Source organism: Paraburkholderia nodosa DSM 21604, assembly GCF_000519185.1.
Classification (GTDB): domain Bacteria; phylum Pseudomonadota; class Gammaproteobacteria; order Burkholderiales; family Burkholderiaceae; genus Paraburkholderia; species Paraburkholderia nodosa.
Genome location: NZ_JAFA01000049.1, coordinates 33,580 through 58,717 on the forward strand (window position 1 = coordinate 33,580; position 25,138 = coordinate 58,717).

21 protein-coding genes are annotated in these 25,138 nt (G+C 59.2%); 16 read left to right on the plus strand and 5 right to left on the minus strand.

The window, feature by feature from the left end; all coding sequences use genetic code 11:
- Positions 1–11: 11 nt before the first annotated feature.
- The 7 genes from A3CW_RS0139125 (at position 12) to A3CW_RS0139155 (ending at position 6,352) form a co-directional block, all read left to right on the plus strand.
- Entirely contained in the window at positions 12–1,085 is a 1,074-nt protein-coding gene (locus tag A3CW_RS0139125) for a glycosyltransferase (RefSeq protein ID WP_028208393.1), read from the plus strand.
- 17 nt (positions 1,086–1,102) lie between these two features.
- Complete coding sequence (locus A3CW_RS0139130; RefSeq protein WP_028208394.1) at positions 1,103–2,839, plus strand: glycosyltransferase family 2 protein; 1,737 nt, start codon at positions 1,103–1,105, stop codon at positions 2,837–2,839.
- Positions 2,840–3,507: 668 nt separating this feature from the next.
- On the plus strand, positions 3,508–4,167 hold the full coding sequence (locus tag A3CW_RS0139135; protein ID WP_028208395.1) for a tyrosine-type recombinase/integrase: 660 nt from the start codon (positions 3,508–3,510) through the stop codon (positions 4,165–4,167).
- A gap of 177 nt (positions 4,168–4,344) precedes the next feature.
- The gene (locus A3CW_RS0139140) at positions 4,345–4,899 is read left to right on the plus strand and encodes a hypothetical protein (RefSeq protein WP_154678176.1); all 555 of its coding nucleotides are present in this window, start codon (positions 4,345–4,347) and stop codon (positions 4,897–4,899) included.
- 61 nt (positions 4,900–4,960) lie between these two features.
- The gene (locus tag A3CW_RS0139145; protein ID WP_028208397.1) at positions 4,961–5,308 is read left to right on the plus strand and encodes a hypothetical protein; all 348 of its coding nucleotides are present in this window, start codon (positions 4,961–4,963) and stop codon (positions 5,306–5,308) included.
- Between the two features lie 31 nt (positions 5,309–5,339).
- Entirely contained in the window at positions 5,340–5,798 is a 459-nt protein-coding gene (locus tag A3CW_RS0139150; RefSeq protein WP_028208398.1) for a hypothetical protein, read from the plus strand.
- An 86-nt stretch (positions 5,799–5,884) separates the two neighbouring features.
- Entirely contained in the window at positions 5,885–6,352 is a 468-nt protein-coding gene (locus A3CW_RS0139155) for a hypothetical protein (protein WP_028208399.1), read from the plus strand.
- Positions 6,353–6,485: 133 nt separating this feature from the next.
- Here A3CW_RS0139155 and A3CW_RS52795 read toward each other — a convergent pair whose 3' ends face one another.
- Both A3CW_RS52795 and A3CW_RS0139165 read right to left on the minus strand, forming a co-directional pair.
- The gene (locus A3CW_RS52795) at positions 6,486–6,836 is read right to left on the minus strand and encodes a hypothetical protein (protein WP_154678177.1); all 351 of its coding nucleotides are present in this window, start codon (positions 6,834–6,836) and stop codon (positions 6,486–6,488) included.
- 75 nt (positions 6,837–6,911) lie between these two features.
- Positions 6,912–7,250, minus strand: a complete 339-nt coding sequence (locus A3CW_RS0139165; RefSeq protein WP_028208401.1) for a hypothetical protein — start codon at positions 7,248–7,250, stop codon at positions 6,912–6,914.
- A gap of 313 nt (positions 7,251–7,563) precedes the next feature.
- Here A3CW_RS0139165 and A3CW_RS0139170 point away from each other — a divergent pair, with 313 nt between their 5' ends.
- Positions 7,564–9,966, plus strand: a complete 2,403-nt coding sequence (locus A3CW_RS0139170; RefSeq protein WP_028208402.1) for a xanthine dehydrogenase family protein molybdopterin-binding subunit — start codon at positions 7,564–7,566, stop codon at positions 9,964–9,966.
- Positions 9,903–10,331, plus strand: coding sequence for a (2Fe-2S)-binding protein (locus tag A3CW_RS0139175; protein ID WP_322787986.1), 429 nt, complete (start codon positions 9,903–9,905; stop codon positions 10,329–10,331). Before A3CW_RS0139170 ends, A3CW_RS0139175 begins: the two co-directional genes overlap by 64 nt.
- A gap of 49 nt (positions 10,332–10,380) precedes the next feature.
- On the opposite strand, the gene A3CW_RS51620 is transcribed toward A3CW_RS0139175, so the two are convergent.
- On the minus strand, positions 10,381–10,620 hold the full coding sequence (locus A3CW_RS51620) for a GMC family oxidoreductase (RefSeq protein WP_407669808.1): 240 nt from the start codon (positions 10,618–10,620) through the stop codon (positions 10,381–10,383).
- A gap of 513 nt (positions 10,621–11,133) precedes the next feature.
- Between A3CW_RS51620 and A3CW_RS52800 the strand changes: the two genes are divergently transcribed.
- The 5 genes from A3CW_RS52800 to A3CW_RS0139195 all read left to right on the plus strand — a co-directional run bounded on the left by A3CW_RS52800 (position 11,134) and on the right by A3CW_RS0139195 (position 20,075).
- Positions 11,134–11,352, plus strand: a complete 219-nt coding sequence (locus tag A3CW_RS52800; RefSeq protein WP_154678178.1) for a hypothetical protein — start codon at positions 11,134–11,136, stop codon at positions 11,350–11,352.
- A gap of 265 nt (positions 11,353–11,617) precedes the next feature.
- A complete protein-coding gene (locus tag A3CW_RS0139185) occupies positions 11,618–14,506 on the plus strand; it encodes a hypothetical protein (protein WP_028208404.1) in 2,889 nt (962 codons plus the stop codon).
- A 28-nt stretch (positions 14,507–14,534) separates the two neighbouring features.
- The gene (locus A3CW_RS50470) at positions 14,535–19,310 is read left to right on the plus strand and encodes a GMC oxidoreductase (protein ID WP_051482023.1); all 4,776 of its coding nucleotides are present in this window, start codon (positions 14,535–14,537) and stop codon (positions 19,308–19,310) included.
- Between the two features lie 28 nt (positions 19,311–19,338).
- Complete coding sequence (locus A3CW_RS51625) at positions 19,339–19,905, plus strand: sensor histidine kinase (protein ID WP_161782974.1); 567 nt, start codon at positions 19,339–19,341, stop codon at positions 19,903–19,905.
- A complete protein-coding gene (locus tag A3CW_RS0139195; RefSeq protein WP_081772022.1) occupies positions 19,875–20,075 on the plus strand; it encodes a hypothetical protein in 201 nt (66 codons plus the stop codon). The genes A3CW_RS51625 and A3CW_RS0139195 overlap by 31 nt, the downstream gene beginning before the upstream one ends.
- On the opposite strand, the gene A3CW_RS54095 is transcribed toward A3CW_RS0139195, so the two are convergent.
- Entirely contained in the window at positions 20,072–21,211 is a 1,140-nt protein-coding gene (locus A3CW_RS54095; RefSeq protein WP_245623855.1) for a response regulator, read from the minus strand. The genes A3CW_RS0139195 and A3CW_RS54095 overlap by 4 nt on opposite strands.
- A 558-nt stretch (positions 21,212–21,769) precedes the next feature.
- Between A3CW_RS54095 and A3CW_RS0139205 the strand changes: the two genes are divergently transcribed.
- Positions 21,770–22,087, plus strand: coding sequence for a hypothetical protein (locus A3CW_RS0139205; protein ID WP_028208407.1), 318 nt, complete (start codon positions 21,770–21,772; stop codon positions 22,085–22,087).
- A gap of 336 nt (positions 22,088–22,423) precedes the next feature.
- On the opposite strand, the gene A3CW_RS0139210 is transcribed toward A3CW_RS0139205, so the two are convergent.
- The gene (locus A3CW_RS0139210; RefSeq protein WP_028208408.1) at positions 22,424–23,689 is read right to left on the minus strand and encodes a leucine-rich repeat domain-containing protein; all 1,266 of its coding nucleotides are present in this window, start codon (positions 23,687–23,689) and stop codon (positions 22,424–22,426) included.
- A 397-nt stretch (positions 23,690–24,086) separates the two neighbouring features.
- Between A3CW_RS0139210 and A3CW_RS51630 the strand changes: the two genes are divergently transcribed.
- On the plus strand, positions 24,087–25,138 hold a 1,052-nt coding region (locus A3CW_RS51630; RefSeq protein ID WP_028208409.1), incomplete at its 3' end, for an IS3 family transposase.

Consider the following 25,138-nt stretch of genomic DNA (forward strand, 5'->3'; position numbering starts at 1 on the left):
GGAGGGCCATAATGGCGCGCCAGCTTTGGGTTGCAGGCTTTCCGTCCAGGTACGGCGGGGCCGATACGGAACTGGACCATCAGATCGATCTCTGGCGCGCTTATGGCGTCGACGTTCATCTCGTTCCCATGTACGGAGCAGACGAGGACATGCTAAAGAGCGTCCGCGGCCGCGGTTGCCACGTTCACGACTATCGAGACGACATCTTCAAGGACCGGTTGGTAGTGAGCTACTGCAATGGCTCTTTCCTGGAGCGGTTGCCGGCCATTGCCGCGGCCGGACGGCCGCAATTCACCGTCTGGTTCAACTGCATGACGTGGATCTTCGAAGCCGAGAGAAAAGCGCACGCCAAAGGGCTCATTGACGGATTCGCTTTCGTGAGCGCGTACCAGAGACAGAGACTTCTCCCCGAGCTCGAGCGAATCGCTCCAGTGCACGAAGTCAAATACCGACCGTACTTCGCTTCCGGGCGGGTCGAGTGGCGCTATCGGGAATGGAACGGATGCTACCGACTCGGGCGCATTTCGCGTGACGACGGGGCAAAATTCGCGCCGGACACGTGGCGGATTTTCGATCGCGTGCTCACGCCGGCGCATTTGAAAAAGAAGGTCTTCATTCTGGGGTTCGGCCCAAATGCACAGCGGGCAATTGGGTCAGCACCACCCTCGCTTGACTGGCGAACCTGGGCGGGAAACGAGATCTCCTCGACCGACTTTTTTCGCACTGTCGACACCATGGTCCACAAGACCGGCGGTTCGCGGGAATCGTATTGCCGCGTGCTGGTGGAGGCCTATGCGCACGGCGTCGTTCCCATCGTGGAAAACGACTTCGCCTTTCCGGACCTGGTGATTCATGGAGAAACGGGCTTTCTCACGTCCGACTCTGAGGAAATGAGCTACTTCGCGAGCTGGCTCGCAATGAACCCCGCGGAGCACCGCCGCATCGCGGAAAATGGGCGGTCGCATCTCGAGCGGGTGTTGAGCGATCCGGACGCCTGCTGGAGATGCTGGGAGGATCTCTTTCGCTCGCTGGAAGCGCGGGCGAGCAGAGAAGAGCGGACCAGTCTTGCCTCGCTTGAGCAGTAGTCTCACCGGAGACTTCAATGGGAGCGCTACCGTTCATCAGTTGCATCATGCCGACCTACGGTCGGCCGGACTACGTGAATGAATCGGTCGCGATGTTCCTAGCACAGGATTACCCGCACAAGGAACTTATCATCATCAACGATTGTGCCGGTCAGCATTTCACGAGCAAATTTCCCAGTGTTCGCGTCTTCAACCAGAATGCCCGTTTTGCGTCGCTCGGTGAAAAGCGCAATCAATGTATTGACTTGGCTAACGGATCGGTGATCGCCGTCTGGGACGATGACGATGTCTATCTGCCGTGGCGGCTTTCACTTTCGTGGTCGGAGATGGATCGACTGGGAACACCGTTTTATCGGCCCGCTGAGTTCTGGGCGTACTGGGGAAGCGAGAATCTTCAGGACAACCAACCCGTTCATGGGTGGTTGGGCCACGCGTGGGTCATGTTCAGGAAGGCGTTGTGGGAAAAGGTAGGCCGCTATCCGGCCGCAGATCTTGGCGAGGATGCTCAATTCTTTGAGCGCATCCATCGGGAACTCGGGGAAACGTTCATTAAATACCCCCTCGCTCCGAAAGACCGCTTTGGCATCCTGCGAGGCACGTCACAGTACCAGCACATGTCGATTGGCGGCGGAAAGCAGCCTCTCGACACCACTCCCAGGAATTATCCAATCACGCCGGCCGCCATTTGCGATCCGGTCTTGCGTGCCGCTCGCGATCGCCTTGTCGCAGCGCATCCTCGCAAATCTGAAACCGTCAGCGAACGCAATGGCGGGTTGTGTCAGGTCGTCCACGAAACGAGAGGTGCCAATACGTATGCGAAGCCGGCGATCTCTGTTTGCATCAGCTTGAAGAATCGGTCGAGAATCAAGAATGGGGAGCGCGAGTTAAGGCTCTTCCCTCGTTGCGTGTCCTGCCTCGCCGCCAGTCATCGTCCCGACATGCCCATCGAACTCGTCGTTTCGGACTTTGCCTCAGATGACTGGCCTCCCGGCGAATGGATTGCGGATTGCGCGGCCAGGATGCCCGTGCGGGTCGTTTCGGTGGAAGGGAGCTTCTCGCGAGGCCGTGGGTTAAATGTGGCGGTGGCGTATGCCAGAAGCGATCTCCTTTTGCTATGCGACGCCGATCTCCTCGTCTCTCCAGCGACGCTCCGCCGTGCGATCGAGGTTAATAACAATCAGCAAGCGTGGTTTCCTGTCATACGTTGTCTTAACGAAGATGGCGCCCCTGGGTTCTGGCTTGACAATGGCTACGGCGTCGCTGGAGTGAGCCGCAGCGTGTTCAATGCCGCGGGCGGAGTGCCGGAATTCCTGAGCTGGGGTGGTGAGGACGATATCTTCGCAGCGCGGGTCGGAAACCTTCTCGACATTGTGCGGGAACGGTTTGATGGGATTCGGCACCAGTGGCACCCTGAGTGGTGCCGATACGAGAATTACGAACACCCCAGGCATGCGGACTACCAGGACCATGTCGAAGCGCAGGCATTGTGGGCGTCAATGCGCTCGGGAGAAATCTTCAAAGTATTTCGCGCCTCGCATCCGCTGTGGGGAGGCACCAGCCAACTGGTCATCCTTCTTCGCGATGGAAGGATGGAACGAGCAGGCGTCGACAAAGGCGGGTATGAATACGAGGAGGAGGAGTACATCGCCTTAAAATGGGACCACTGGCCGGCAGAGATTCTTAAGTGGAACGAGAGCCAGAGAATTTTTTGTGATTCGACGAAGTCATTCACCTTAGTACCAGTTGTTCTATAGGCTGAAATCCAGCCTCATGGTTGCGGGGGCAAGTCATTTGACCTCTCCTCTCATGTAACCCGTGGCCCGAAAATCACGCAGCAGAGACTCGATAGCCTGCTCCTCGCCGGCCGCGCAGCCGACGGTGCGCAAGACGGGCGTCCCCGAAAAACACTAAACTTCGACACGCCGGCTGAGCGATTTAACCAAATCGTTGCATCGACCCGTTGAATCCGTGACCGACCCGGCCCGACCCGATTGCTGACTTGCGCGGCTGGCGCTTTCATGACGCAACGGCACATCGCCCGCGGAGATTGGACGTGGCGCCGTGCCAGCGTCCGGCTCCGCTGGAAGCCCTGAATCCCAATCGCACGGATTGTCATTGCACATGGCAGCGCTGGCGGGTTGTTGCGCCGGCAATCGAAGACTCGGCTTCCGTTTGAATGCGCAACTAACAGTTCCGTCGCCACAACCCCCGTAACCGCCGGTCCCCGGCGCGTTACTTCAGCCGGCAGGGCAGGTGGTGTGCACGGCCGTTTTCCTCCGGCTGGCCTGGGCGTCTTGAGCGTCGATGGTCAACGTCCTTGGATTTTCCGAGGAAGTTCGATTTGCTGCGGCCGCTGGTTGTGTTTGCAAGCAGGCAGGACCATACTTCCTCGTAATGCGTTCAATATCGAGGGCATTACAGGATGGCAAAGCCGCCAGTCATCGCGCCACACGAGATTCGCCACGCGCTCAAAGTCGCTGCGGTGACTGGGCGAAACCCGGTCCGCGATGTTGCGCTGCTGACCGTGTTCTACGGGACAGGACTCACACCCAATGAAGTTGCCAAGTTACGGGTATCGGATTACCTGATCGAGGATGGGCAGATTCGCGTTGATTCGAAGCTACGGCCGGAGATTGCTTTCAACGGTAAGGCTAGGCCGCTTGTTTGGGCAAACGCCAAGACGTGCGCTGCTATCGATAGCTACTTAGCCTATCGCCTGTCTGCGTATCACGGAATTACCACGCGCCGCGCGGCGTATCGTGGCCTCGATCCGCACAGCCCGCTGTTCCTGACGGGCGAGGGAGAGCCGTTTGCGTTCACGAAACGAGTCACTGGAACTGGTGCGGTCAGCTATTCTTGCGAGTCTCTGACTGAGATCGTCCGGCGCCTGCATCAACAGGCCGGGATCGAGAATGGGAATGCCAGCGCTGCACGCCGAACGTTTGCTGTACGACTCCATCGCGATGGCCGTTCGTTGAAGCTCATTCAAGAGTTGATTGGAGTTTCGAGTCTTACTGCCGTTAAGAATCTGGTAGAGGGCAACCCTGTCAGGCTGTCGGCGATCGTACGCGGCGTTATCTGATGGCGTGAATTCGTGACAGCGGCACCAGGTGAATGTGACGACTAATGGCAAGGAAAGGGGCAATTTCGAACTACGCGACCTGGTCTTTCCTAACGTGTTAGCGTGCCCATGAAGCGCTGAGCATGTGGATTGCGCCACCAGAAATAGCTGCAGCATCGCTTTCAAACACGTACTCGCATGGAGATGCTTTCCTTTATGGCAGACACGCACACCTATCTCGTGAACTATGATCCATCGACGATTGCCGGCGCAATTCTTTGGGGAGTCGTGGCTGGTATTTTCACCACTGCCATACTGATGTTGTCCGGCCAGCTGCTTCAAAAGATTGTCTTGCCATCGTACTTGGGCTTGATTTATAAGGGTGTCGACTTGCGAGGCAAGTGGATTGCGCAGAAAACGTTCAGCGGTGGCATTACGTACCACTACGTCTTGATCCTGAAACAGAATGCACATAGCCTGAAAGGCTCAATGACGATTGCAAAGATGAACTCACAACCTGGGTCCCCGGGCGGGTATTTGGGAGACTACGTGCAGGGATTCGAAGCCAGCGGTGTAACCTGGGAGGGATTTGTGACACTCAACATGAGCAGTGACGATCGTCGGAGTCTGTCGTTTGTCACGACGCTTCTTCAAGTGCGTAATCGCGGACAGTCCCTTGTCGGGCACATGGCATATCGCAGTTCCGTCGTCGACAAAGTCGACAGCGAAGAAATGACGTGGACGCGCGGCTAACCCTTGTGTCTCTCTGTCAGGGTCGGCATGAAATGAGGAAGAGTGCAAGGAGAAGGCGAGAATGGATCGAACGACTTTATCGCGGCTGCGTCAATCTATTGACGACCTCGAACGCTTATCAATGACTCTTCCGCAAGAGAGTGAACGATTCATATTTCTCGCTCGGATCATCCACCAGTTGCGGATCCTTCAGGACACGGTCATTGCGGGGGATGCCCGCGAAACTGTATTTGTGTGCTCAGAGCAGATTGCGTCGATCGGGCGCTCGCGTGAGACGTTCGTGCGTGTTGCTGGCCTCGTCCTGTTTGCCCAGACCCTTGATATCCTGACGGCGCTACAGAAGGAGGCGCACGTATTCGCCGCCATTCAGCCGCAACATCACGGTCCTAGGAAGATGATTCACGGGTAATCAACGCGCTCCCAACGGAAAACGAGAAGAAATGAAGGCATCGCTTGTTGGCACGGTTTTGCTCGCCTCAGTCTTGAGTGCAGCTCTCGCGCTGGCTGAACAACCGGTAGAGTCGGGGCAGAAACCGTCGCACGAGGCAGCTTGGTGGTCTCGTGGCGTGGTCCTCGAACGAAGGGCAGCTGACCGCACTTGGGCTATTCGATGGTTTGATGATCTGACAGTGCGCGGGGCCTCGAAGGCCTACGCGGGAAATGAGAAGGATGAGCCGCTCGTCGAGATTACTGCGCTTCGCTCCGAGGATGACGCCATTTCCTCGCGTGGGATCACCGTCAGCTGCTTGGGCAATTACGAAAGACGGTTCATCGTAGCAGCCGATGTGGTTGATGGGGACGATCTGAAGCAGGTCTGGATGCAGCAGTTCCGATGCGGCGATAGCGAATGGCGAGTGAGAACCGCCAATGCGACCAGATTGCCGTCGACGGATCACTGATAACGGAAAATGGAGCCCCGCGGAGCACAGGGAAATCGCAATGCGGTGGACGAACGGTAAGACGTGACTACATGGAAAGCGACGCCATGGACTCGCAAGACACTCGAATCGCGGAAAGGATCGTGCTCTGCAAGCGGGAACGCAGAGCGTATGAAATCTGGCTTGAGACTCTGACACCGGTGAATTTCCTGCTCGTCGGCGTTGGTGGCGTGATGTCCCTGGTCGCTGGGCTGTCCATCGTCACAAAGGCCGGCGTCGATCCAAAGATCGCTGGCTGGGTAGCGATCGTCGGCGCACTGCTAACTGGTTTGCACAGCCGACTTAAATGTGATCCTCACCAAAAGGAATGCGTCCGATTGTCCAACCAGTTCGCCGAACTGCAAATCGAATACGAACGCCTTCAGGTTGACACAGACGCGAGCAGAAGGACCGCGCAGTTACTGGCACTCGAACATAGGTTGGCTACGATTAGAGGTACAGGGGAAGCACGGCCAAGCAAAAAAAGTATTGCCCAGGCAGAAAGAGAAATCGAGGGTACTAAGCAGTCGGCGTGATGCGAAGGAAAACAGCCCGCACGGCTGTTCAAATCTCGAAAATTCGATCTGTAGTGTCAAGATTCGCGTGGCGAACAACTCCGCGTCTCGTGCATGTCGGGGGAGGGCGGTGATCCGCCCGCCTGCAGCGTAGTCAGGCATCGGACGCCCAGAAGGTCGAGAGTAGGGGCGGTGTGAAAGCTGGCGAGCTACGCGTCCCGTTGCTATGCACCGGCTCAATGAATGCGCGGTGTGCGTCACCGCGTTGCTCGCCTCCGATCAACGTGAGCCCGCCCGGTCCCGATACCCGCCGGACGAGAAATGCACCATAGCGCGCGGGCAATACACGGACGTGTTCTGGCTCGTTCTCGAAGCTTTCCTCGGTCTTATCTTTGATCTTATTCACGACCTTACGCTTGACGTGCGGCACGAAGCAGCGAATTGACGCATCGTATAGCGCTTCTGTATCGCCATTTCGCGAGATGCCGAGCTGCGAAAACACCATGTCCGCGTGCTGCTGATGCCCGGTACGTCTGGCGGGTCGATACGGGTAGGCGAGTACGGCTATATCGAGTTTCGTTTAATCGGACGGCAAAGGTGCGAGCGAGTAGAGATAGTTTTCGATCAGCTCGATATTTTCCAGACTGACGCCAGCATCGGGCGAGGGACATTCCGAAAGCGCGAGCAGGTGATAAAGCAGGCTGCGTGCTGGGCCACCCGGTTCTATTGCGCGTTCGGTGCTTCGGCAAAGATCCTGGACGCGTGAATCTTGCCAGTCGATATTGAGTATCTCGCTCAGCAACGCGGCGGTGCGCTGAGGCGAGTCCAACGATGACAGATCGAGACCATGCTGTCGCAGCACGCTCTTCCACGGGGATGATAACCCGGCAAGGAGCGCATGGATTTCATCGATCAGCATTTACCACCTCCCAGTGAGTGGCTTGCTAAAGGCTGTGCGAGGGGAGTTTTTCTCCTGTTTGCATACCTTCCGTTGATCTACTGTTGAGTATTCCGTTTTCAGCGATCGCTACAAATTCATACTGTATTTCGGATTCGCAATCGCCACAGGCAGTGACTAATATAGGTGATTCAAGAAGGAGAGAAGTGCACGTTTTTATGCAGCTGCTCGTAACTCGTATTGCAACCGATAACGGTGCAAGATGCAGGGAGAATTCCGGGCTTCGGCCTTCGCCGACCACAATGCGCGGTAAGAACATTCGGTGGACGATGTTATGTTGACGCGAAGAACCTTTCTTGTCGGCGGTGCGAGTTTGGCGGGGATGAGCGTGCTCGCGATCGGATGGTCGGTATCGCAAGCACGTGAGGAAATATGCACCGGGAGAACCATCGGGACGTCCGGTACCAACGTGAAGCTCAACGGCTGGCTAATGATCGATCGCGCCAACAACGTCACGATCATCATGAGCAAGGCCGAGATGGGGCAGGGCATTCACACCGGCGCTGCGATGCTGCTGGCAGATGAACTCGGAGCGGACTGGTCCCAGGTCCGGCTCGCCGATGCTTCCATAGAGTCGCTTTATAAAAACCGCGTAAGCCTCGCGCGCGCGCTTCCTCGCCGCCCCAAGGATCACAGCTGGCAGGCGAAGGGCGAAGAGGATCTCGCGCGGCTTCTAACGCTTTTAGGCGGAACGATGGTGACGGGCGGTTCGACGAGCGTCGCCGATCTCTGGGGACCGATGCGCGAGGCTGGTGCTTCCGCTCGCGCGATGCTTTGCAGCGCGGCGGCGAAGGCGTGGGGGGCGCCGGTTGACGAATGCGAAGCACGAGCGGGCCATATTGTCTGGGGTTCGAAAAAATCGGCTACATTTGGCGAGCTTATCGACAAGGCGAAGCTCGAGCACCCGCCCACGCACGTCACGCTCAAGGATAGATCGAAGTTCACGATTATCGGCCAGCGGCGCAACCGGATAGAGGCGCCTTCGAAAATCGACGGATTGGCGCGGTTCGGGATCGACGCGCTGCCAGAAGGCCTGCTATACGCGAGCGTCAAGATGTGTCCAACACTCGGCGGAATCGCAACCGGACACGATAGTTCGAACGTGAAGAACACCGAGGGTATTCACGACATCTTCACAGTTGATCCCTACCACGGCGGTACCGGCGGAGTCGCAGTCATTGCCGACAACCCGTACATCGCCATGCGCACGCTCTGCCAGTTGTCGTACACGTGGGACCATGGTCCGTCAAAAAACCTCAGCGATGCAGAGATCAGCGTAGCCTTGGTCAAGGCGATCGAAGGTGGCGCTCAGCCCCAGTACTTCTATTCGACCGGGGACGTCGAAACGAAATTGAAGCAGTCAAAGCCGCTGAAAATGCAGTATGAGGCCCCGTACCTCGCACATGCGGCGCTGGAACCCATCAACTGTACTGCCCAGGTGAACGAATGCGAAGCGTCGATTTGGGTATCCACGCAGATCCCGATGGCGGCGCGCAAGGCTGTGGCAAAGTTCCTTGGTCTGAAAGAAGACAATGTGCAGGTGCATCAGTGCCTGATCGGCGGCGGATTTGGCCGTCGACTCGAGGTTGACTATATCGTGCAAGCGGTGGCAATCGCGCGCCATGCCAACGGACGTCCCGTGCAGACAATCTGGCCACGTGCACAAGATACGACGCACGATTTCTATCGCCCCGCATGCGTGTCGCAATTCTCCGGGGCGCTCGATAAAGACGGCAAACTGATTGCGTGGAAGAACCAGTCGGCCAGCCAGTCGATCAGTGCACAAGCGCTGCCTCGAGCGTTCGGCATCCCAGCGTTGGCCGCAGAGATGTTCACCGACACCACGAACGCAGAAGGCGCGTTCGATCAGCCGTACGAGTGCCCGAACATTTCGGTCACGCACAACACGGTGACGCTGCCGATACCCGTGGGTAACTGGCGCTCGGTTGGGCATTCGCTTCATGCGTTCTTTGTCGAGAGCTTCATCGACGAGATGGCGGTAGCCGCACACAAGGATCCCTTTCAGTTTCGGCTTGACATGCTGACGAAGCCGGAACACAAGCGACACGCCTATGTACTGCGAACACTCATGGATTTTTCCAGGTGGCAGAGCCGGCCGAAGGGTGATGGAACAACGGCCAGAGGCATGGCAATGCACGAAGCGTTTGGCAGCGTGGTGGCACAGGTTGCTGAGGTGGAGCGGCGTGGCGACACCTTTCGGGTTACGCGAGTCCACTGCGTGATCGATTGCGGGGTCGCGATCAATCCGAATCTCGTCGAGCAACAAATGGAGAGCGGCATTATTTTCGGGCTTTCCGCCGCCTTGCATCAACGGATCAGCATCGTGAATGGCCAGGTTCAGCAGAAGTATTTTTCTGAATTTCCACTCGTCAATATGTCGACCTGTCCTGAGATCTGCACAAAAGTGCTTCAGTGTGGTACTGAACCACAAGGCGTTGGCGAAGCGGGTACGCCGCCCATTGCGCCTGCCGTAGCGAATGCGCTTTTCGCACTCACAGGGAACCGGGTTCGGCACCTTCCACTCCTTGATCCGCCAGCGCCTTCCGGAGGTGATACATGGTGTCAGTCCGTATCAACGGAAAAACCGTTGTCATGCATTCTGCCCCCGAAACTCCCCTGCTCTGGGCACTCCGATGCGAAATCGAACCAAAACTGACGGGAACCAAATTCGGCTGCGGTATCGGCGTTTGCGGTGCCTGCACGGTCTTGATCGATAACGTAGCTTTTCAGTCTTGCCAGATACCCATATGCGCCATCGACAAGGCGGAAGTCGTCACGATTGAAGGACTGGAGAGTCCGGAAGCTCGCGCGCTAAAGAAGGCATGGATCGAATGCGATGTCGTGCAGTGCGGCTATTGTCAAAGCGCGCAACTGATTGCCGCAACGGCGTTGCTTTATTGTCATCGTCATCCGACCGACTGCGAAATCAACGATGCCATGCAGGGCATCGCATGCCGCTGCGGCGCGTTTCCCCGGATTCGCAGGGCAATCCACCAGGCGGCCGAGTCGCTGCGGCCGTAAGTGGACGCGTAAGAAGGCGCCGCGGATGAACTCGCTGAATCACCGGCGGTCAAGCAGCCTGCGAAGTTGGCACATTACGCTCAGCCAACGCGGCGATCGTACGCGACGGATTCGGCCCTAATGCGCGCGGAATGACCGCGCCGTCCATCACGTACAGACATTCGTAGCCGAACACTTTACCGCTGGCATTCACTACGCCATCCGCTTTGGTGGGGCCCATGTTGCAGCCGCCTGGCGGATGTGGGGTGATCAGCTCGCCATGAAAGGTATTGAATGCTGACTGTGGCACATTTTCCCGTATTCGCAAGGCAATCCACGAAGTACCTGATCGCTGCGGCTGCAATTGGCCGGGCGAACAGGTTGTCCGGGTGTCTCAACAACGAATATGCTTTGCGCATTGGCGTAAATGTTGGGGTTTTACGGATAGTTGGAGGGTGCCGCGCAAGAGATGCACGCAGAGGCTTCTTAGCCGCATTGTCGAGTCAGTCTGCATCGTTGACGCATCCTCTGCGTGGCTTTTGTGAGAATCGATCAATGAGAAGGATTCCGAACCAGTGGAACATAATTGACATTCGATAGGCGTCGCCTATATTCTCCTCACGATCGGACAACGTATGTAGGTGACGCCAGTACACGAGCGGGCCAGACTGCCCGCCATCGGGCTGCGGTATTGAGCGTTTCGAGAGTGCGGCCGGAGGGTGCCGGCCGCGCGCGCCACGGCACCCCGCTTTGCGGGAGCAACACTGAAGCCATCGCGCCTCGGGTTTCGCACCTTCAGAGGAGGCGCGTCCATGCGTTCACTATGCAGTTCACGAAGCGAACGACCTGTGCTGGCGAAGCAGCACCGAGTTTTGCGGCCCGCGCTAGTGAGTGCGCTAATGGTCGCTTCTTGCCTTTTGGCATGGAGAGCGGCGAATGCCGCTGGAACGTCTGCATTGGCTCCGGCGACGTGCGCAGCGTCGAGCTGCCCGCCAGCGGCGTCAAAGCCGGCGGCGTGCAAACACGTTGCATCGGCGGCTAACGCAACGTGTGAGGCTGATGCGACCGAGCTGGAGAATGCGATCAAACGCTATCCGGCTGCGTCGATCGCGCCAACGCTCGATAGGGATGCCCCGCCGGAGGGCGAGGTCGAAAAGGGCGCTCCACCCGACGAAGCCAGGGCCACGAAAACGGCAGGCGGCGTACGCCTGTTTCCGCGTAACGAGCAGTGCTTTCCGACGGAGACGCGAAACATTTTCAGCGAGGTTGACAAGGTCGTCGTTGGCGACGACCCCAAGCCGCGACCAATGGACTGGTTCGACGGGCAGACCGTTCCGAAGGGCGCTCGCTCAGCCATCATGGGGCAGAACACCTGGATGCTGTGGGGCGAGGGCAATGAAGCGTTTTGGGGCTGGGTCCAGGAGAACGGGTACGGCATCGCGGACTTTCTTGTCCTGCTGAATTCGAAGAACAGGACACATCGTTTCAGGGACGGCGGGCTGATCAATCAGCCTGGCATGGTGGAGCGCGACACGCCGATGACCGGGCTGGGTCTCTATATCGACGGACCCGACGGCGACAAGATCAAAATGCACGCGCCGGAGAATGACGTCGGCGCGGACGGAAAACCTGTCGAGCGTGTGACCATGCCCAAGGACGCGGCGCACGATCACCAGACATTCTTCGAGGTCGGCGACCCCGCGCTGTATGACCAGGCAATCGCTCAACTCGGCGACGATGGCGTCGACCCGCTCGTCTACGGCTATCCTTCCGGCGTCGTGGGGCTGCGGCTATTTCCGAATCCGGACTTCTTCGGCAAGTCGCCAGCCGCGGAGAAAGCACGCGAGCATTGGAAGGAGCAGGTCGTCAGCGATAATGGCGCGAGATACTACTCGACCGATCCCAAGGACGCCGACTTTCACGCGGACCCTTTGCTCGTACGGCCATTTCGCGTGAGCATGGCGTGCTCGTTCTGCCATGTCGGTCCGCATCCGCTCGTGTCGCCGCAAAGTACGGAGCATCCCGAGTGGGGGGAGATGTCGAGCATGATTGGTAACCAGTACTGGCTACCCTCGAACGCATTCACAAACCTGAAGACGCCGGATAGTTTCCTCTGGCAGTTCGTCGCGAGCCAGCAGCCGGGGACCATCGACACGTCGCTCGTGGCCACGGACCACATCAACAATCCGAACACGATCAACGCGATTTTTGAAGTGAACGCGCGCCTTGAGCGCGCCGCCATCAACCCACCCGAGGAGCAAGGCAAGAGCAACCTCATGCTGCGGGGTATCGAGGATGCTCCCGTTTTCACGCTCGACCCGCGCCACACGCCACGCGTGTTGCTCGATGGCGCCGACAGCATCGGCATCGAAGGCGCGCTATTGCGGGTGTATCTCAACATCGGCGCTTATTCGGAGCAATGGCGCATGGTGCAGAACACGATCGTCGGATTCAAGCCGCAGCGGCCGTTCGATATCGCGACCATCAAGGCCAAGTCGGTCTACTGGAATACGACTGAAGCCTTTCGCGTGCAAGAGCTGGAGGCCCTCTTTACTTACGTCACGCAATCTGGCGCCACGATAACCCAGCCGATGAAGCTGGCCTCGACCGAGGAGGGGCTCGCGCGGATCAATGCCAACAAGGAAGATAGCGGCAAAGGCCGCGAGGTGTTCATCCGCAATTGCGCGATCTGCCATTCGAGCAGGCAGCCGCCAGATCTGCAAATCACATTTTCGCGCGAATGGCGCACCGCAATCGCGGGCAACCAGGGCGGAATTACGCTGCCCATGGACTTTGCCGACTGGGAAGCGTTCAAGCTGAGCAAGCCGTGGCTCGCCTATGTGGACCGGCTTCAGAAGTACATCGTGGCACAGCCGGACGGAGGGCAGGACTTCTTCGAGAAAAATAACTATCTCTCGACGGATGTGCGTGTGCCAATCACCCTCGTCGGCAGCAATTCGCAGCGCGCAGTGGGCACGAATGCCATGCGCGGCCAGGTTTGGGACAACTTCTCTTCGGAAACGTACAAGTCCCTGCCTGCGGTGGGACTGATTCACTTCTTCAATCCGTTCAGCAAGACGAGCGCCGTCGACAAGTGGGGGAACAACGACGAATATGCGCCGCCTGGCGGCGGCCCGGGCTACTACCGGCCGGCCTCGCTCGTGAGCGTCTGGGCGACCGCACCATTGCTACATAACAATGCACTAGGCATCTATAACCGCAAGCCGTCGGTGGAGGGCCGGCTCGAGGCGTACGACGACGCCATCGACAAGCTGCTCAACAATAGCAAGCGTGCTGTCATTGGCACGCTCGCGCATGGCGCGGCGCAGCGCGTGAACTTCTATCCCGCGCAAAAGGAGGAGTTCTGTCGCGACAACCCTGCTGACCAGAGCCTGGAATGCAGCGCGCTGCGCGGGGACTTTCGCCGGTCGTTCGCGGCGGCAGGCGTAGCCGATCAACCGGGCTTCCGGGACATCGGCTTTATCTACAGGACGACGAAGGATTCATATATCGACTTTGCGCCGAGGTTCATCAAGCCGCTCATCACCGGCATAGTGGGCGAACACATGACACCTTTCCTGTTCATCTATGTGTGGCTGGTGCTAGCACTGATTGCCGTCGTGCTGATTTTCGTGGGGCAACCGCGCCTCGCAGGCGGTCTGCTCGCTTTGCTCGTGGCGGTGCTCGCGACGCTGCTGCACGTTTCGGGCGTGGCCGCGATCTACCCATGGCTATGGGTCATTCCTCTCGTCGTGTTGGGGCTTGCGGCCGCGTTCTTCCGCTTTCCCGACGCGCGGCGTTGGGCGCGTGCGTTCTTCGCAGTTAGCGCCGTGGTTTTCGTCGTTATGGGCGGCGTGGGGAAGGCCTTCCTCGACGGCCGCCTGATTGGCATTAACGTCGGTCCCATTCCGCGCGGCACGCCGGTGAATCTCCTCATGAACATCAACCCCGACGCACCCACGTTCGATCTCCTCAGTGCGGTGGCCGGACTCTCGCGCGGGGTGCTGCGGGTGCGTCGCGACGACCCGAAGGATGGCAGCTTCAGGGCGCTCGACGAATTCCAGCAGGAGGCCGGCCCGGCGCTGCTCAAAGCGAGCAAGTGTCCCGACTTCGTGCTGGACCGGGGTCACTGGTTCGGCGAGTCGCTTACCGACGACGAAAAGCGGCAATTGAAGGCTTTCCTCGAAACGCTCTGACTTGTCAATCTTGTCCACGGGAGCTGCGATGAACCCCGATGACCCGCTGTGGCAAGCCAGGAATCCGCAAACCACGCCCTTCGATTACGTGATCGTGGGATCGGGCGCGGGCGGCGGCCCGCTCGCCGCACGGCTTGCGCTCAACGGGCGCCGCGTTCTGCTGATCGAGGCAGGCAACGACCCCGCCGTCGCGCAGCCCGATGCGCGGGCTCAGCCGATGACGCGGGGCGCTCCCGATCTCGCGCAGCAGCAGATGCGCCAGGTGTACGCGGTGCCCGCCTTCCATGCCAGCGCGACCGAAGACCCGGACATGAGCTGGGAATTCTCGGTGCGCCACTACACGAGTACGGCGCGACAGCAAGCCGATCCGAAATATGACGGCGCGAAGGACCCTTGCGCGGCAACGGATGGGCAAGGGCAGGGCGGCATCTTCTATCCGCGCGCGGCGGCCATTGGCGGTTGCACGTCGCACCACGCAATGATCATCATTCGCCCGAATGATGCCGATTGGGATCGCATTGCCGAATACACCGGCGACGATTCGTGGCGTTCGCAGAACATGCAGGGCTACTTCGCCAAGATCGAGAACTGTCTTTACTACTCGGTCTACCGGACCTTCGCTGGCAAAACGCTGGGGCTCCTTTTCAGGTTTCTGGAATGGACCGCACGCAAGCTCGATCCGCGCGGCCAGCTCGATCCCGGCGGCCACGGTTCCGCGGGCTGGCAAAAAACGAGTTTCATCGACCCGTTCGTGATCGCCGCCATCGTTCGAGGTGACCGCACCTTTGTCGGCGTGCTCAAGGACGTGCTGTTCGCCTCGCTGGCGAATCGCAACGCGGCCTCGATGTTCGGCCGCGCGCTCGCCCGGTTTCAGATTCTGCAGTTCCTCGACCCCAATGTCCGCTCGCCGGACATCCAGAGCCGCGCCCACGTTTCGCTGATCTCGATCGGCACCGACGGCAAGCGCCGTTGCGGTCTGCGCGACCATCTGCTCAACGTCATGGCCGAATTCCCCGACCGGCTCGTGATCCTGAACCCCGCGCATGCTACGCGGATCGTGTTCGAGAAGAGCGAGAGCGGCGTGCCGCGCGCGATTGGCGTGGAAGTCCGCATCGGTCCTTACCTCTATGCGGCCAGCCCGAAGTACGCCGGCAAGGACGGGACGCCCGTTACGCAACAAGTGTTCGCCCGGCGCGAAGTGATTGTATGCGGTGGCGCATTCAACACGCCGCAACTGCTCATGCTGAGCGGTATTGGCGACTCGGAGAATTTGAAGGGCAAAGTTGACGGACCGCGCGACCGCGATGGAGCGCTTGTCGGGCCGGTCGTGCATCTCCCGGGCGTCGGCCGCAATCTTCAGGACCGCTATGAAGTCAGCGTAATCAGCGAGGCGAGCGAGCCGTTTTCCACACTTGACGGCGTGACCTTCGACCCGGGCGACGCCAAAGACCCCATGCTGCTCCAGTGGCTCGCCGACCAGACTGGCCTTTACTCGACCAACGGCGGCGCGCTCGCGATGATGATGTCGTCCGCGAACGGCGCCTGTTTGCGCAGCGACCCGGATCTGTTCATCTTCGGGCTGCCGGTCGCGTTTCGGGGCTACTACTGGGACTATTCGCAGCAGTTGCTGTGCCGGAGCATGACGTCGAGCGAAAGGACGCGTAATTTATGGAGCTGGGTCATTCTCAAGGCCTACACGAACAACAACAACGGCACGGTTCGCTTGCGCAGTGGCGATCCGTTCCAGATGCCGGAAATCAACTTTCACTCGTTCGACGACACGAGTGAGGGCGCGCAAGACTGCACGAGCGACGTGGATTCCCTGTGCGACGCGATCAAGCGCATCCGCGAGATCAATGGGCACGTTAGCGCGTTCAGCTGCGAGGTCCAGCCGGGCGTCGATAAACCCGATTGCTCGCCAACGCTGCGTCAGTGGATCAAGGACGAAGCGTGGGGGCATCACGCATGCGGCACTTGCCGGATTGGCTACGATCCGTGGTGCAAGAATCCACGCGACCTCCAGGACCGGTATGCCGTGGTGGACAGCAAGTTCCGCGTGCATGGCGTGGAGGGTCTGCGCATCGTCGACACATCGGTCTTTCCGACCATTCCGGGCTACTTCATCGTGACTCCTACCTTCATGATCAGCGAGAAGGCCGCCGACGTGTTGCTGGCCGACTCGGAGAACTACCCACGCGAGCTCGAGAGCGTAGAAGCGAAGGCGGTGCGCGAGCGCCGGGGCTCTGCGCTGCCTGCATGGGAGGAGGCGGCCAATGCGGATCGCGCGCGATTGCCAGAGGACACGGTCGGTCTCGCGTTGTCGGGCGGCGGCGTGCGCAGCGCCACCTTCTGTCTAGGCGTTCTTCAGGCGCTCGCGAGCCGGCGACGCCTGCGCGATATCGACTTCATGTCCTCGGTTTCGGGGGGCGGCTATATAGCGTCATTTCTCGGCAAGCTGTTTACGGAGATGCCGGACCAGGATCGCCAGATACCCGCGGACCGCGTCGAACACACGCTCACGAATCTGGGCTCGTCGACAATCCAGTGGCTGCGTTACAACGCGCAATATCTCGTGGGCGGCGGCCGTCACGACGTGTTGTTCGACATCGTAGTCATCCTGCGCAACCTCGCGGCGGTGCATGTGTGGATCGGTGCGCTGTTGTTTGGCGTGCTGGGCACGCTGCACTGGTTCGCGCTCGACTGTTCGAAGGTCAGCGTCGTTTCGCTTGTGTGCGAGAGCGCGCCGCCGCAATGGTACGGTGTTACGCTGTCGGCCTGGTGGCGGCTGCCGCTGTGGTTCCTCGTGATCGGCATGTTGCCGCCTTCCATCGGCTACTGGCTTACCATGAGGCGGCGCCCGAAACGGGACTGGCGCTTGTGGTTGCCCTTCGCAGTGTGGCTCGTGATGATCGGGTGCGCGATCTATGGACTGACGCTACCCGACATCGGAGGCTGGAGCGCCCTCGCGCTCGGTGTGCTTCTGCTCGCGTGGTTCGAGCAGCAGGCGGCCGGATTGCTAGTCGCCAAACCCGTGTCATCCGGCGCGAGTGCGCCGCCGCTTGATCCCGGCACGGCGCAGCCCGAGGGCGGAACCATCGTGATACGCAACCGGCTGACCCGGCTGCTCGGCGTGGCGCTGTTCGGTTTCGTCGTGACCACCCTATTCGTGGTGGTCGATACGCTCGCGCAATTCCTTCCGGCATGCGGGTTTCGTGCGATGACCTGGTCCCTTGCTGGTGTCGCGCCCGTTTTGGTGCTGCTACGGGGGATCGCGGCGAGCGTGTTGAAGCGTCAGGCGAAAACGGCCACGACGCCAGCGCCAGAAGCGGGAAAGACTCTCGGGAGCGGCCTCGTGAAAGAGGTGCTGCTTGCGCTCTTCGCCTTTGCGCTGGCATTCGTGCTGCTCCTGTTCCTCGATGTGCTCGTCTATCTGGTCTTCGGCCTCGATCCGACGACTGCGCGCTACTGCGTGATTGCCGCGTTGCTCATTTCGGCGGTGAAGGGCCGCGTGCTGCTCTTTCTCAACTTGTCCTCCCTGCAGCAGAGCTACGCGCAGAAGCTGGTGCGGACCTATCTGGGCGCGTCCAACGATGCCCGCGTGAATCCGCCAGGCACCAGCAAGCCTGTTCCGGTGGGTGTGAGCGATCTGGGCGACGACGTCATGTTCGACGATTACCATCCGGAAAGACATGGTGGCCCGCTGCATTTGGTCTGCTCGTGCCTGAATAACACGGTCGACCCGCTCTCCGGCAATCAATTGCGCGACGACAAGGGCATGCCGATGTGTGTCGGGCCCGCCGGCATCAGCGCGGGCAGGCGCTTTCACGCCCTCTGGGGCGCGCGCGACGCGACGACTTCCGTGCGCTTCGCGCCTGTCACCGCGGTGCGAGTGGAGCCCGATCCCAACGCGTTTCACGCCTTCGTAAAATCCAGCGGCGCGCAGGTCGATGTCGAGCGGCTCAGCCTTGGCCAGTGGATGGCGATTTCGGGCGCCGCCGCATCGACCGGTCTTGGCCGCAACACGAAGCTCGCAGAATCGCTGCTGCTTGGCCTGCTGAATGTCCGGATCGGTTACTGGTGGAACAGCGGCATTCCAGCAGGCGGGCGGCCGGGACAATATCGGCGCGGGGGCTGGCGCGTGATCAAGTCACTACCCTCGATCATCTTCACACTGCAGGCCAGGCTGCTTGACGAATGGCGTGCATATTTCGAGGGGCCTTCCGCGAAGCTGTGGTATCTGAGCGATGGCGGCCACTTCGACAACACGGGCATCTACGAGCTGATCCGCCGCAGACTGCCCTTCATCGTCGCTGTCGACGCGGCCGCGGACCCGGATTACCGCTGTGAATCGCTCGCACTGCTGACGAGGCAGGTGCGCTACGACTTCTGCGCGACGATCACCTGGCTCGATCCGCGCCCCGTGCGCGCGAGTCATCAGTCAGGCGATGCCGGATGGAGTGCCTTTGAGCGCGGGGCCAAAGAGCCGCACGTGCCAGACTGGGTCAAGGCATCGTTTGATCCAGAAGCCATTGGAGCGTTTTCCGAGCTGAAGCGCGATGGATCTCGTGGCGCCGCGCTCGCCTGTATCACCTATTCCAACGAGCCCGACCGCCCAAGCTGGATGTTGTATGTCAAGCCGAGCGTTGGCATCGGCGCGCCCACCGACGTGAGCACCTATGCAAGCAGCTACAGAGATTTTCCCCAGCAAAGCACTGCGGACCAGTTCTTTACCGATAGCCAGTGGGAAGCGTATCGCGAGTTGGGCTATTGCGCGGGCATGAATGTTTTCACCACCCGCGCCTGAAATCGACACGAACGCCAGGAGTTCACTCATGGCTGATCACAACGATCCGGGTGCGGTCAACACGATTCTCCCCGTTATCGACATGAGCGATCCGGCGATAGCGGGTCGCTGTGCGGTGATTGTGGGTTTGCTACGCATGCGGAATTATGTGCAGCTAGACGTTCTCGATAACGGCATAGGAGTCGCGCCGGAGCATCGGGAGGCAATCTTTTCAGCCGTTCGTGCAGCTCGGAAACCCGGAGCGGGACCGCAAGAAAGGGCTTGGACTAGGGTTGTCCTCGGTTTGTCGATCGTGAATGCGGTGATGTCATTGCTTGAGGGACACCATCTCGAACTGAAGTCGATCGAGGGTCGCGCGTCGCGCTTCTCGGTGTGCATGCCCCTGGCGGATCCGTTATCGCTCCAGAATGCGGCGATATCACCCTGCGCTGCAGCAACGTTGCCGTCACCGTCGTCGCTGCGTGGTCTATACGTGTTGCTGGTGGAGGACGACAGTCTGGTGCGCGCGTCTATGGAAGTGCTCTTTGGGCGATGGGGGGCGATTCGGTACGTTCCGCGCCGGAGATGTCGACCGCACGCGACGTCATCCGTCTGACGGGCGAGCACATTGCGCGTCTGGTGCCGTGCCTCGTGGTGACGGGTGAAGCCATGGCAAGCACGCAGCGTGCGTTGCCGGAGCGCCGCGTGCTCAGCAAGCCATTGTCTCCTGACGTACTGGTTGAGCACATGCTCGAATTGACGGAGGCATCGACCCGGGCGAATTAGATCGCTGGAGCGTTCGCGACGGTGGGAATCTCAATGCCGCGCCGCGCCATTTCCACGATCAGGAAAGTGCGCCGCGACACGTTGAAGCGGCTCAGCAGATAGCTGATGTACTCCTTCGCCGTGTTCTCTGTGATATCCATCTTTCGCGCGATTGCCTTGTTTGACAAGCCCTGCAGGAGAAAACCCAAGGCTTGTGCGAGGCGCGGCGTCAGGTTCAACGAGTCGATCGGAATGCCCTTGCTCGGGCCCGGGGACTGCGGGGTATGGCCGCCTTTGCCGAGCACGCTGTTCGGCAGAAAAACCCGTCCATTCAGGATCGCCTGCAGCGCTTCCCTGAACACCGCACCGCCTTTCTCGCTGGCCTTCGAGATGAAGCCGCCGGCGCCATTCTTGATGCACTCCAGCACGGTCTCGCGGTCGTCCTGCGCGGACAGCATGACCACACGCGCAGCACGCTCGTTTTCCTGCAGCCAGCGCAGCAGGTCTAGCCCGGTGTGATCGCCCCCGATCTGGTAGTCGAGAAAAACCAGGTCGTAAGCCTTGTTCTGCAGCCGCTCGACAGCGGCGGCATATGAGCCGGCCTCGTCGATGTCGAGCGTCGGTTCCGAGGTCAGAATCTGGCTCTTCATCGCGATTCGTTTCAAGCCTTCGTCCTCTACGAGGAGTACGTGGCGGAAATACAGGTTGTCCATGGGCGCCTCTCCAGTCGATTGCATCTTATCCGTAACCCTCCAGGTCGTTATCCCCTCAAATCGGGGGACGTTTCTACGGCCGCCTTCTGGAGGCGCTTTTCTCCCGCCATCGCCGGGTTTGCGCGAGTCCCGGAACGCGCAGGATGGAGTCGCTGCAGTTCGGACGATGAGGGACACCATCATGCGCCCGCCACATCTCGACTTGAAAGGCTTGCCGGACACTTTCCGCTTCGCGTCGGATGACGAAACTCGCTCACGCTCGCGCGAGCCGGAGCGAGAACCAGCAACGCAGCAGCGGCGCGCGCGGACGCAACCCCTTTCACTCACGACGATACTGGCCGGACCGTCATTCGCAACTGCATGGAGATGCTCGACGGCAATTGCTGAACGATCAGCGCGTGGCCGGTTGAACAGCCTGGCTGATAAGGAGATCGTGCGATGCAAGAGGATTCCATTCCATTCAGTACGCCCCTGATGGACGTCGTCTTCAGGCCCTGTTTGCGAAAGAACACGAAAGCAAGCTGGAGGGCAAGCGGACAGGGCGTCAGAGTCGGGCAAAGACGGAGACAGCGATGGACCGGCGACCTTTCCGCCCTGACACAGTCGCCAAGCTTAATACCGCAATGGCTCACCTCAAAAGCGCGATGAGCGCGGGTAAGGCGATGGTGATTTTTGGTCTGGGCTATTGGTGCTTACGCATGCTCGGTCTCCGTTCCACACCGGAACGACTCTGTTCAATCGGTCAATCGAAGGCAGGCACGATGGCTACATGTAGCGCAAATGGCCCTGTGCAAATTGCGCGTGCGGATCGGCTATCCATTGAAGGCTTCGCGGGCCTTGTTATCCGGCTTGATGTCTGATTGACACATTAAATGTCGCAACGTTGACAGATTTAATGTGCTCTACGGGTAGTGATATGCCGGACAACTTCCGCTACGCATCATAACTGCGCGAGCTCGCGAGGGGATACACTGTAACTTGCGATGGATACAGGAGGCGGAGATGATCAATTCTGACCCCCAAAGCACTTTCCGAGGACTACCGCTTACGCCAGAGCAGGACGCGGAAGTGCGGCACTATATCAAGGTCCGTACGCAGCACGGTTTGCCCTGGGATACGGCGGAACTGCGCGCGATGCTCAGGGATATGCTGCAGCCCCCAGTTGACGACAACGGTGATGTTGATCCGGCAGCGGCCGAAATGAAAGGAGCCGCCGAACGTGCGACGGGATTGATCGATGAGGAGATAGACCCCATCGAGGCGAATGAGGAGCAAAACGCGGCGATGGAGTCGGAGTGGATGAAAGGACCCAGACGTTAGGACTGTGAGCACGCATGTTTGTCCCACTGGCCTCGGGTTTTGGAGTACGAAAGAATGAAGATCACGATCGTTGATTCGCGGAACTGAAGTCTGTGGCGCTCGCTGCCCCCGGCAGACGCAAGCTGCGCTCCTTCATGGCAGGAGGACTTCTTCCAGATGTCGCCGACGGCAGGTTTGGGTCCCGTTGCTAAATCTTATCCATTGAAAGCTTCGCGGGCCTTGTTATACGGCCTGATGTCTGATTGACACATCAAGTGCCGCAACGTTGACAGATTTTATGTGCTCTACGCCAGGCGCTAGTGACAGACAGTCGTGCGAGCGGGGCAAACCGGGTGGTCACCATACAACTCGAGCGTTTGGTAAGGCCGCTTTGAGTTCATCGACGTTCCGGGCCTTGGTGCCATAGAGAACGAGCTCCCGCAGCCCGGTCAGGCCTTTCAGTACGTCGACGTCCCTGACTGGCGTGTTCGCGAGATAGAGCTCTTGCAGCCCCTTCAGTCCCTTCAGCGCGTCGATGTCTTGAACGTCAGTGCGAAAGAGATTGAGTGTTCGAAGGGCAGTAAGATTGCTCAGCGCATCAATGTTCTCGATGCGGGTGTCGGAGAGATTGAGCCTTTGCAGGCCAGTCAGGCCTTTCAGTGCGTCGATGTTCGTGACTTGCGTGCGGGCAAGAACGAGTGTTTCCAACTCGCGCAATCCCCGCATCGCCTCGATATTCTCGACTTTGGAGCCGTCGAGCACGAGCGTCTTCAGGTGTGGTACGCCCATCAGCACATCGATGTCACGAACAGACGTGTTCGCGAGATAGAGCGCCTGAAGATCGTGAAGATTCCTCAAGGGATCGAGGCGCTCGACTTGCGTCTCGTTGAGATCGAGCGTTGTCAACGTGGTCAATTGACCGAGTGGCTCGATGTTCCTGACATTTCTCGCGCCACCCAGTTTGAGTGCTTCCAGGCGAGGTAGCTTCGCCAGCGCTTCGAGGTCCCGAACCTGCGTATCCCGAAGATCGAGTTGGCGCAACTCAGTCAAGTCCCTCAGCGCTTCGAGATTCGAAACGCGGGTGTCCCAGAGATTGAGCAATTGGAGACCGGTCGATTCCTGAAGCGCATCGATGTTCTGGACTTGGGTGCGGTGTATCACGAGTCTTTTCAGGGAACGCATTCCCTTCAGCACGTCGATGTTCCAGACCGGAGTGCCCGTTAGGTCGAGCGATTCCACATCATCCAGCTCTTTCAGCGACTCAATGTTATCAACAGAGCTGCCCGCCAGACTCAATTCGAGTTTCAGGTGAAGCTTGGCTAGATGGGTGACCGCGGCGGCGAGCTGAGACGTTGTCACTGTCGGTTTTGCCCGCAATGCCAGGCATCCCGACTCGGGTGTGGCAGTTGAATCGCCACCGTCATCGCACGCGCCCGTGAAAAATCCCAGGCCGCTCAGCGCCCGTTCATCCAGTTTTTCCCGATCAGGGGCGAAGACCACCAACAGGCTCACGAGCAAAAGGCCGATGCCGCCGCAGAGGGCCCAAAGCCTGACAGGACGCGAGACCGAAGTGCGCGCGCCTTCGGTAACTGGCTTTGAGTTGGACGGTGGGGTTTCGGCCACGGTGGCCTCCGTTTGTCTTGGGTAGCCTCATTTATACACGAAGACCGAGGGCGCGATTCCCCGTCAATTGCGACCCCACGCCGTGGCACAAGATCGCAACGAAGGCTGGCGAGCGCCAAACGCGCATCCATCCGTAAGCAATGTCAATAGCTGCAGCTCTATCACTCAATTGAGCGACCGTATACGCGCTACCGCGATGTTGCGAATTGCGATCATCAGGGGGACTCCTAGGCCGCATCCATGACGTCGAGTGATCTTCAGTGCGCAGCAGGAGGTACACATGCCTTCCGTCTTCTACGACGAGTGCGAGACTTATGAGCTTCGACGCGGCTTGGAAGTATCCAATGTAATCGGTGGGGGGTGCGGCCAAAATCCTGGACTACCTGGGAGGTAGTTCATGTTCTCATACGAAGATCGCATTCGAGCGGTCCGACTCTACTTGAAGCTGGGCAAGCGCCTCGGAGCCACCATCAGGCAATTGGGCTACCCAACAAAGAATTCTCTCAAAGCCTGGCATCGCGAATACGAACGGTGCCATGATCTACGGGCTGGCTATGTCCGTTCTAGACCGAGGTATTCGGCTGAACAGAAGAAGGTGGCCGTCGATCATTATTTGAGTCATGACCGCTGTGCTGCCGCAACCTTGAGGGCTTTGGGCTATCCGAGTCGCGAGACGCTTGCAGCCTGGATCGAAGAACTANGCCCTGAAATCAGAAAACGTATCGTTGGCAGAGNAACTGGTAGTGTTCCAAAATCANAAAAAGTGAAGCAGGCGGCNGTNATNGAGCTGTGNACCAGAGAGCAAAGCGCGCGNGTGGTTGCCGAGAAAACAGGCGTGAGTAGGCCGACGCTGTATAACTGGAAGAACCAGCTACTCGGTCGGGAGGTTCCAGCATCCATGAAACGCAAAAAGAAGCCAGCGCCGGACCATGAGCGTGCGGAACTGGAACAGCAGGTCGAATCGCTTCGACGCGATATCCGGCAGTTGCAGCTTGAGCACGATATCCTGAAAAAGGCGACCGAACTGATAAAAAAAGGAATGGGCATCGACCTGCAACTCCTGAGCAACCGGGAGAAGACGATGCTGGTTGATGCCCTGAAACAGGCCTATGCGTTGCCGGATCTGTTAGCCGCCTTAAGCCTTGCCCGCAGTTCCTACTTCTATCACCGTGCACGTCTGTTGATTGCTGATAGGCATTCTGGCGCGCGTCGCGTCATTGCAGACATCTTCGAACTCAATCACCGTTGCTACGGATATCGCCGAATCCGCGCGGCATTGGGCAGGCAGCAGATCTTCATCTCGGAGAAGGTCGTGCGACGTTTGATGCGACAGGAAGGTCTGGCCGCNGCCACGACCAGGCGACGTCGCTACGGCTCCTATCGCGGAGAAATAAGCCCCGCGCCGGAGAACATCATCAATCGTGACTTCTGTGCCGCCGCTCCGAATCA

What these genes read in the sequence shown, in the direction of transcription:
- A3CW_RS0139145 (WP_028208397.1), top strand. Translation starts at nt 4,961, where the DNA reads ATGGATCGAACGACTTTATCGCGGCTGCGTCAATCTATTGACGACCTC.
- A3CW_RS0139185 (WP_028208404.1), top strand. Translation starts at nt 11,618, where the DNA reads ATGGACTGGTTCGACGGGCAGACCGTTCCGAAGGGCGCTCGCTCAGCC.
- A3CW_RS0139170 (WP_028208402.1), top strand. Translation starts at nt 7,564, where the DNA reads ATGTTGACGCGAAGAACCTTTCTTGTCGGCGGTGCGAGTTTGGCGGGG.
- A3CW_RS0139195 (WP_081772022.1), top strand. Translation starts at nt 19,875, where the DNA reads ATGTCGACCGCACGCGACGTCATCCGTCTGACGGGCGAGCACATTGCG.
- A3CW_RS0139125 (WP_028208393.1), top strand. Translation starts at nt 12, where the DNA reads ATGGCGCGCCAGCTTTGGGTTGCAGGCTTTCCGTCCAGGTACGGCGGG.
- A3CW_RS52795 (WP_154678177.1), bottom strand. Translation starts at nt 6,836, where the DNA reads ATGGTGTTTTCGCAGCTCGGCATCTCGCGAAATGGCGATACAGAAGCG.
- A3CW_RS0139165 (WP_028208401.1), bottom strand. Translation starts at nt 7,250, where the DNA reads ATGCTGATCGATGAAATCCATGCGCTCCTTGCCGGGTTATCATCCCCG.
- A3CW_RS0139175 (WP_322787986.1), top strand. Translation starts at nt 9,903, where the DNA reads ATGCATTCTGCCCCCGAAACTCCCCTGCTCTGGGCACTCCGATGCGAA.
- A3CW_RS50470 (WP_051482023.1), top strand. Translation starts at nt 14,535, where the DNA reads ATGAACCCCGATGACCCGCTGTGGCAAGCCAGGAATCCGCAAACCACG.
- A3CW_RS0139205 (WP_028208407.1), top strand. Translation starts at nt 21,770, where the DNA reads ATGATCAATTCTGACCCCCAAAGCACTTTCCGAGGACTACCGCTTACG.
- A3CW_RS52800 (WP_154678178.1), top strand. Translation starts at nt 11,134, where the DNA reads ATGCAGTTCACGAAGCGAACGACCTGTGCTGGCGAAGCAGCACCGAGT.
- A3CW_RS0139155 (WP_028208399.1), top strand. Translation starts at nt 5,885, where the DNA reads ATGGACTCGCAAGACACTCGAATCGCGGAAAGGATCGTGCTCTGCAAG.
- A3CW_RS0139135 (WP_028208395.1), top strand. Translation starts at nt 3,508, where the DNA reads ATGGCAAAGCCGCCAGTCATCGCGCCACACGAGATTCGCCACGCGCTC.
- A3CW_RS51625 (WP_161782974.1), top strand. Translation starts at nt 19,339, where the DNA reads ATGGCTGATCACAACGATCCGGGTGCGGTCAACACGATTCTCCCCGTT.
- A3CW_RS0139140 (WP_154678176.1), top strand. Translation starts at nt 4,345, where the DNA reads ATGGAGATGCTTTCCTTTATGGCAGACACGCACACCTATCTCGTGAAC.
- A3CW_RS0139150 (WP_028208398.1), top strand. Translation starts at nt 5,340, where the DNA reads ATGAAGGCATCGCTTGTTGGCACGGTTTTGCTCGCCTCAGTCTTGAGT.
- A3CW_RS0139130 (WP_028208394.1), top strand. Translation starts at nt 1,103, where the DNA reads ATGGGAGCGCTACCGTTCATCAGTTGCATCATGCCGACCTACGGTCGG.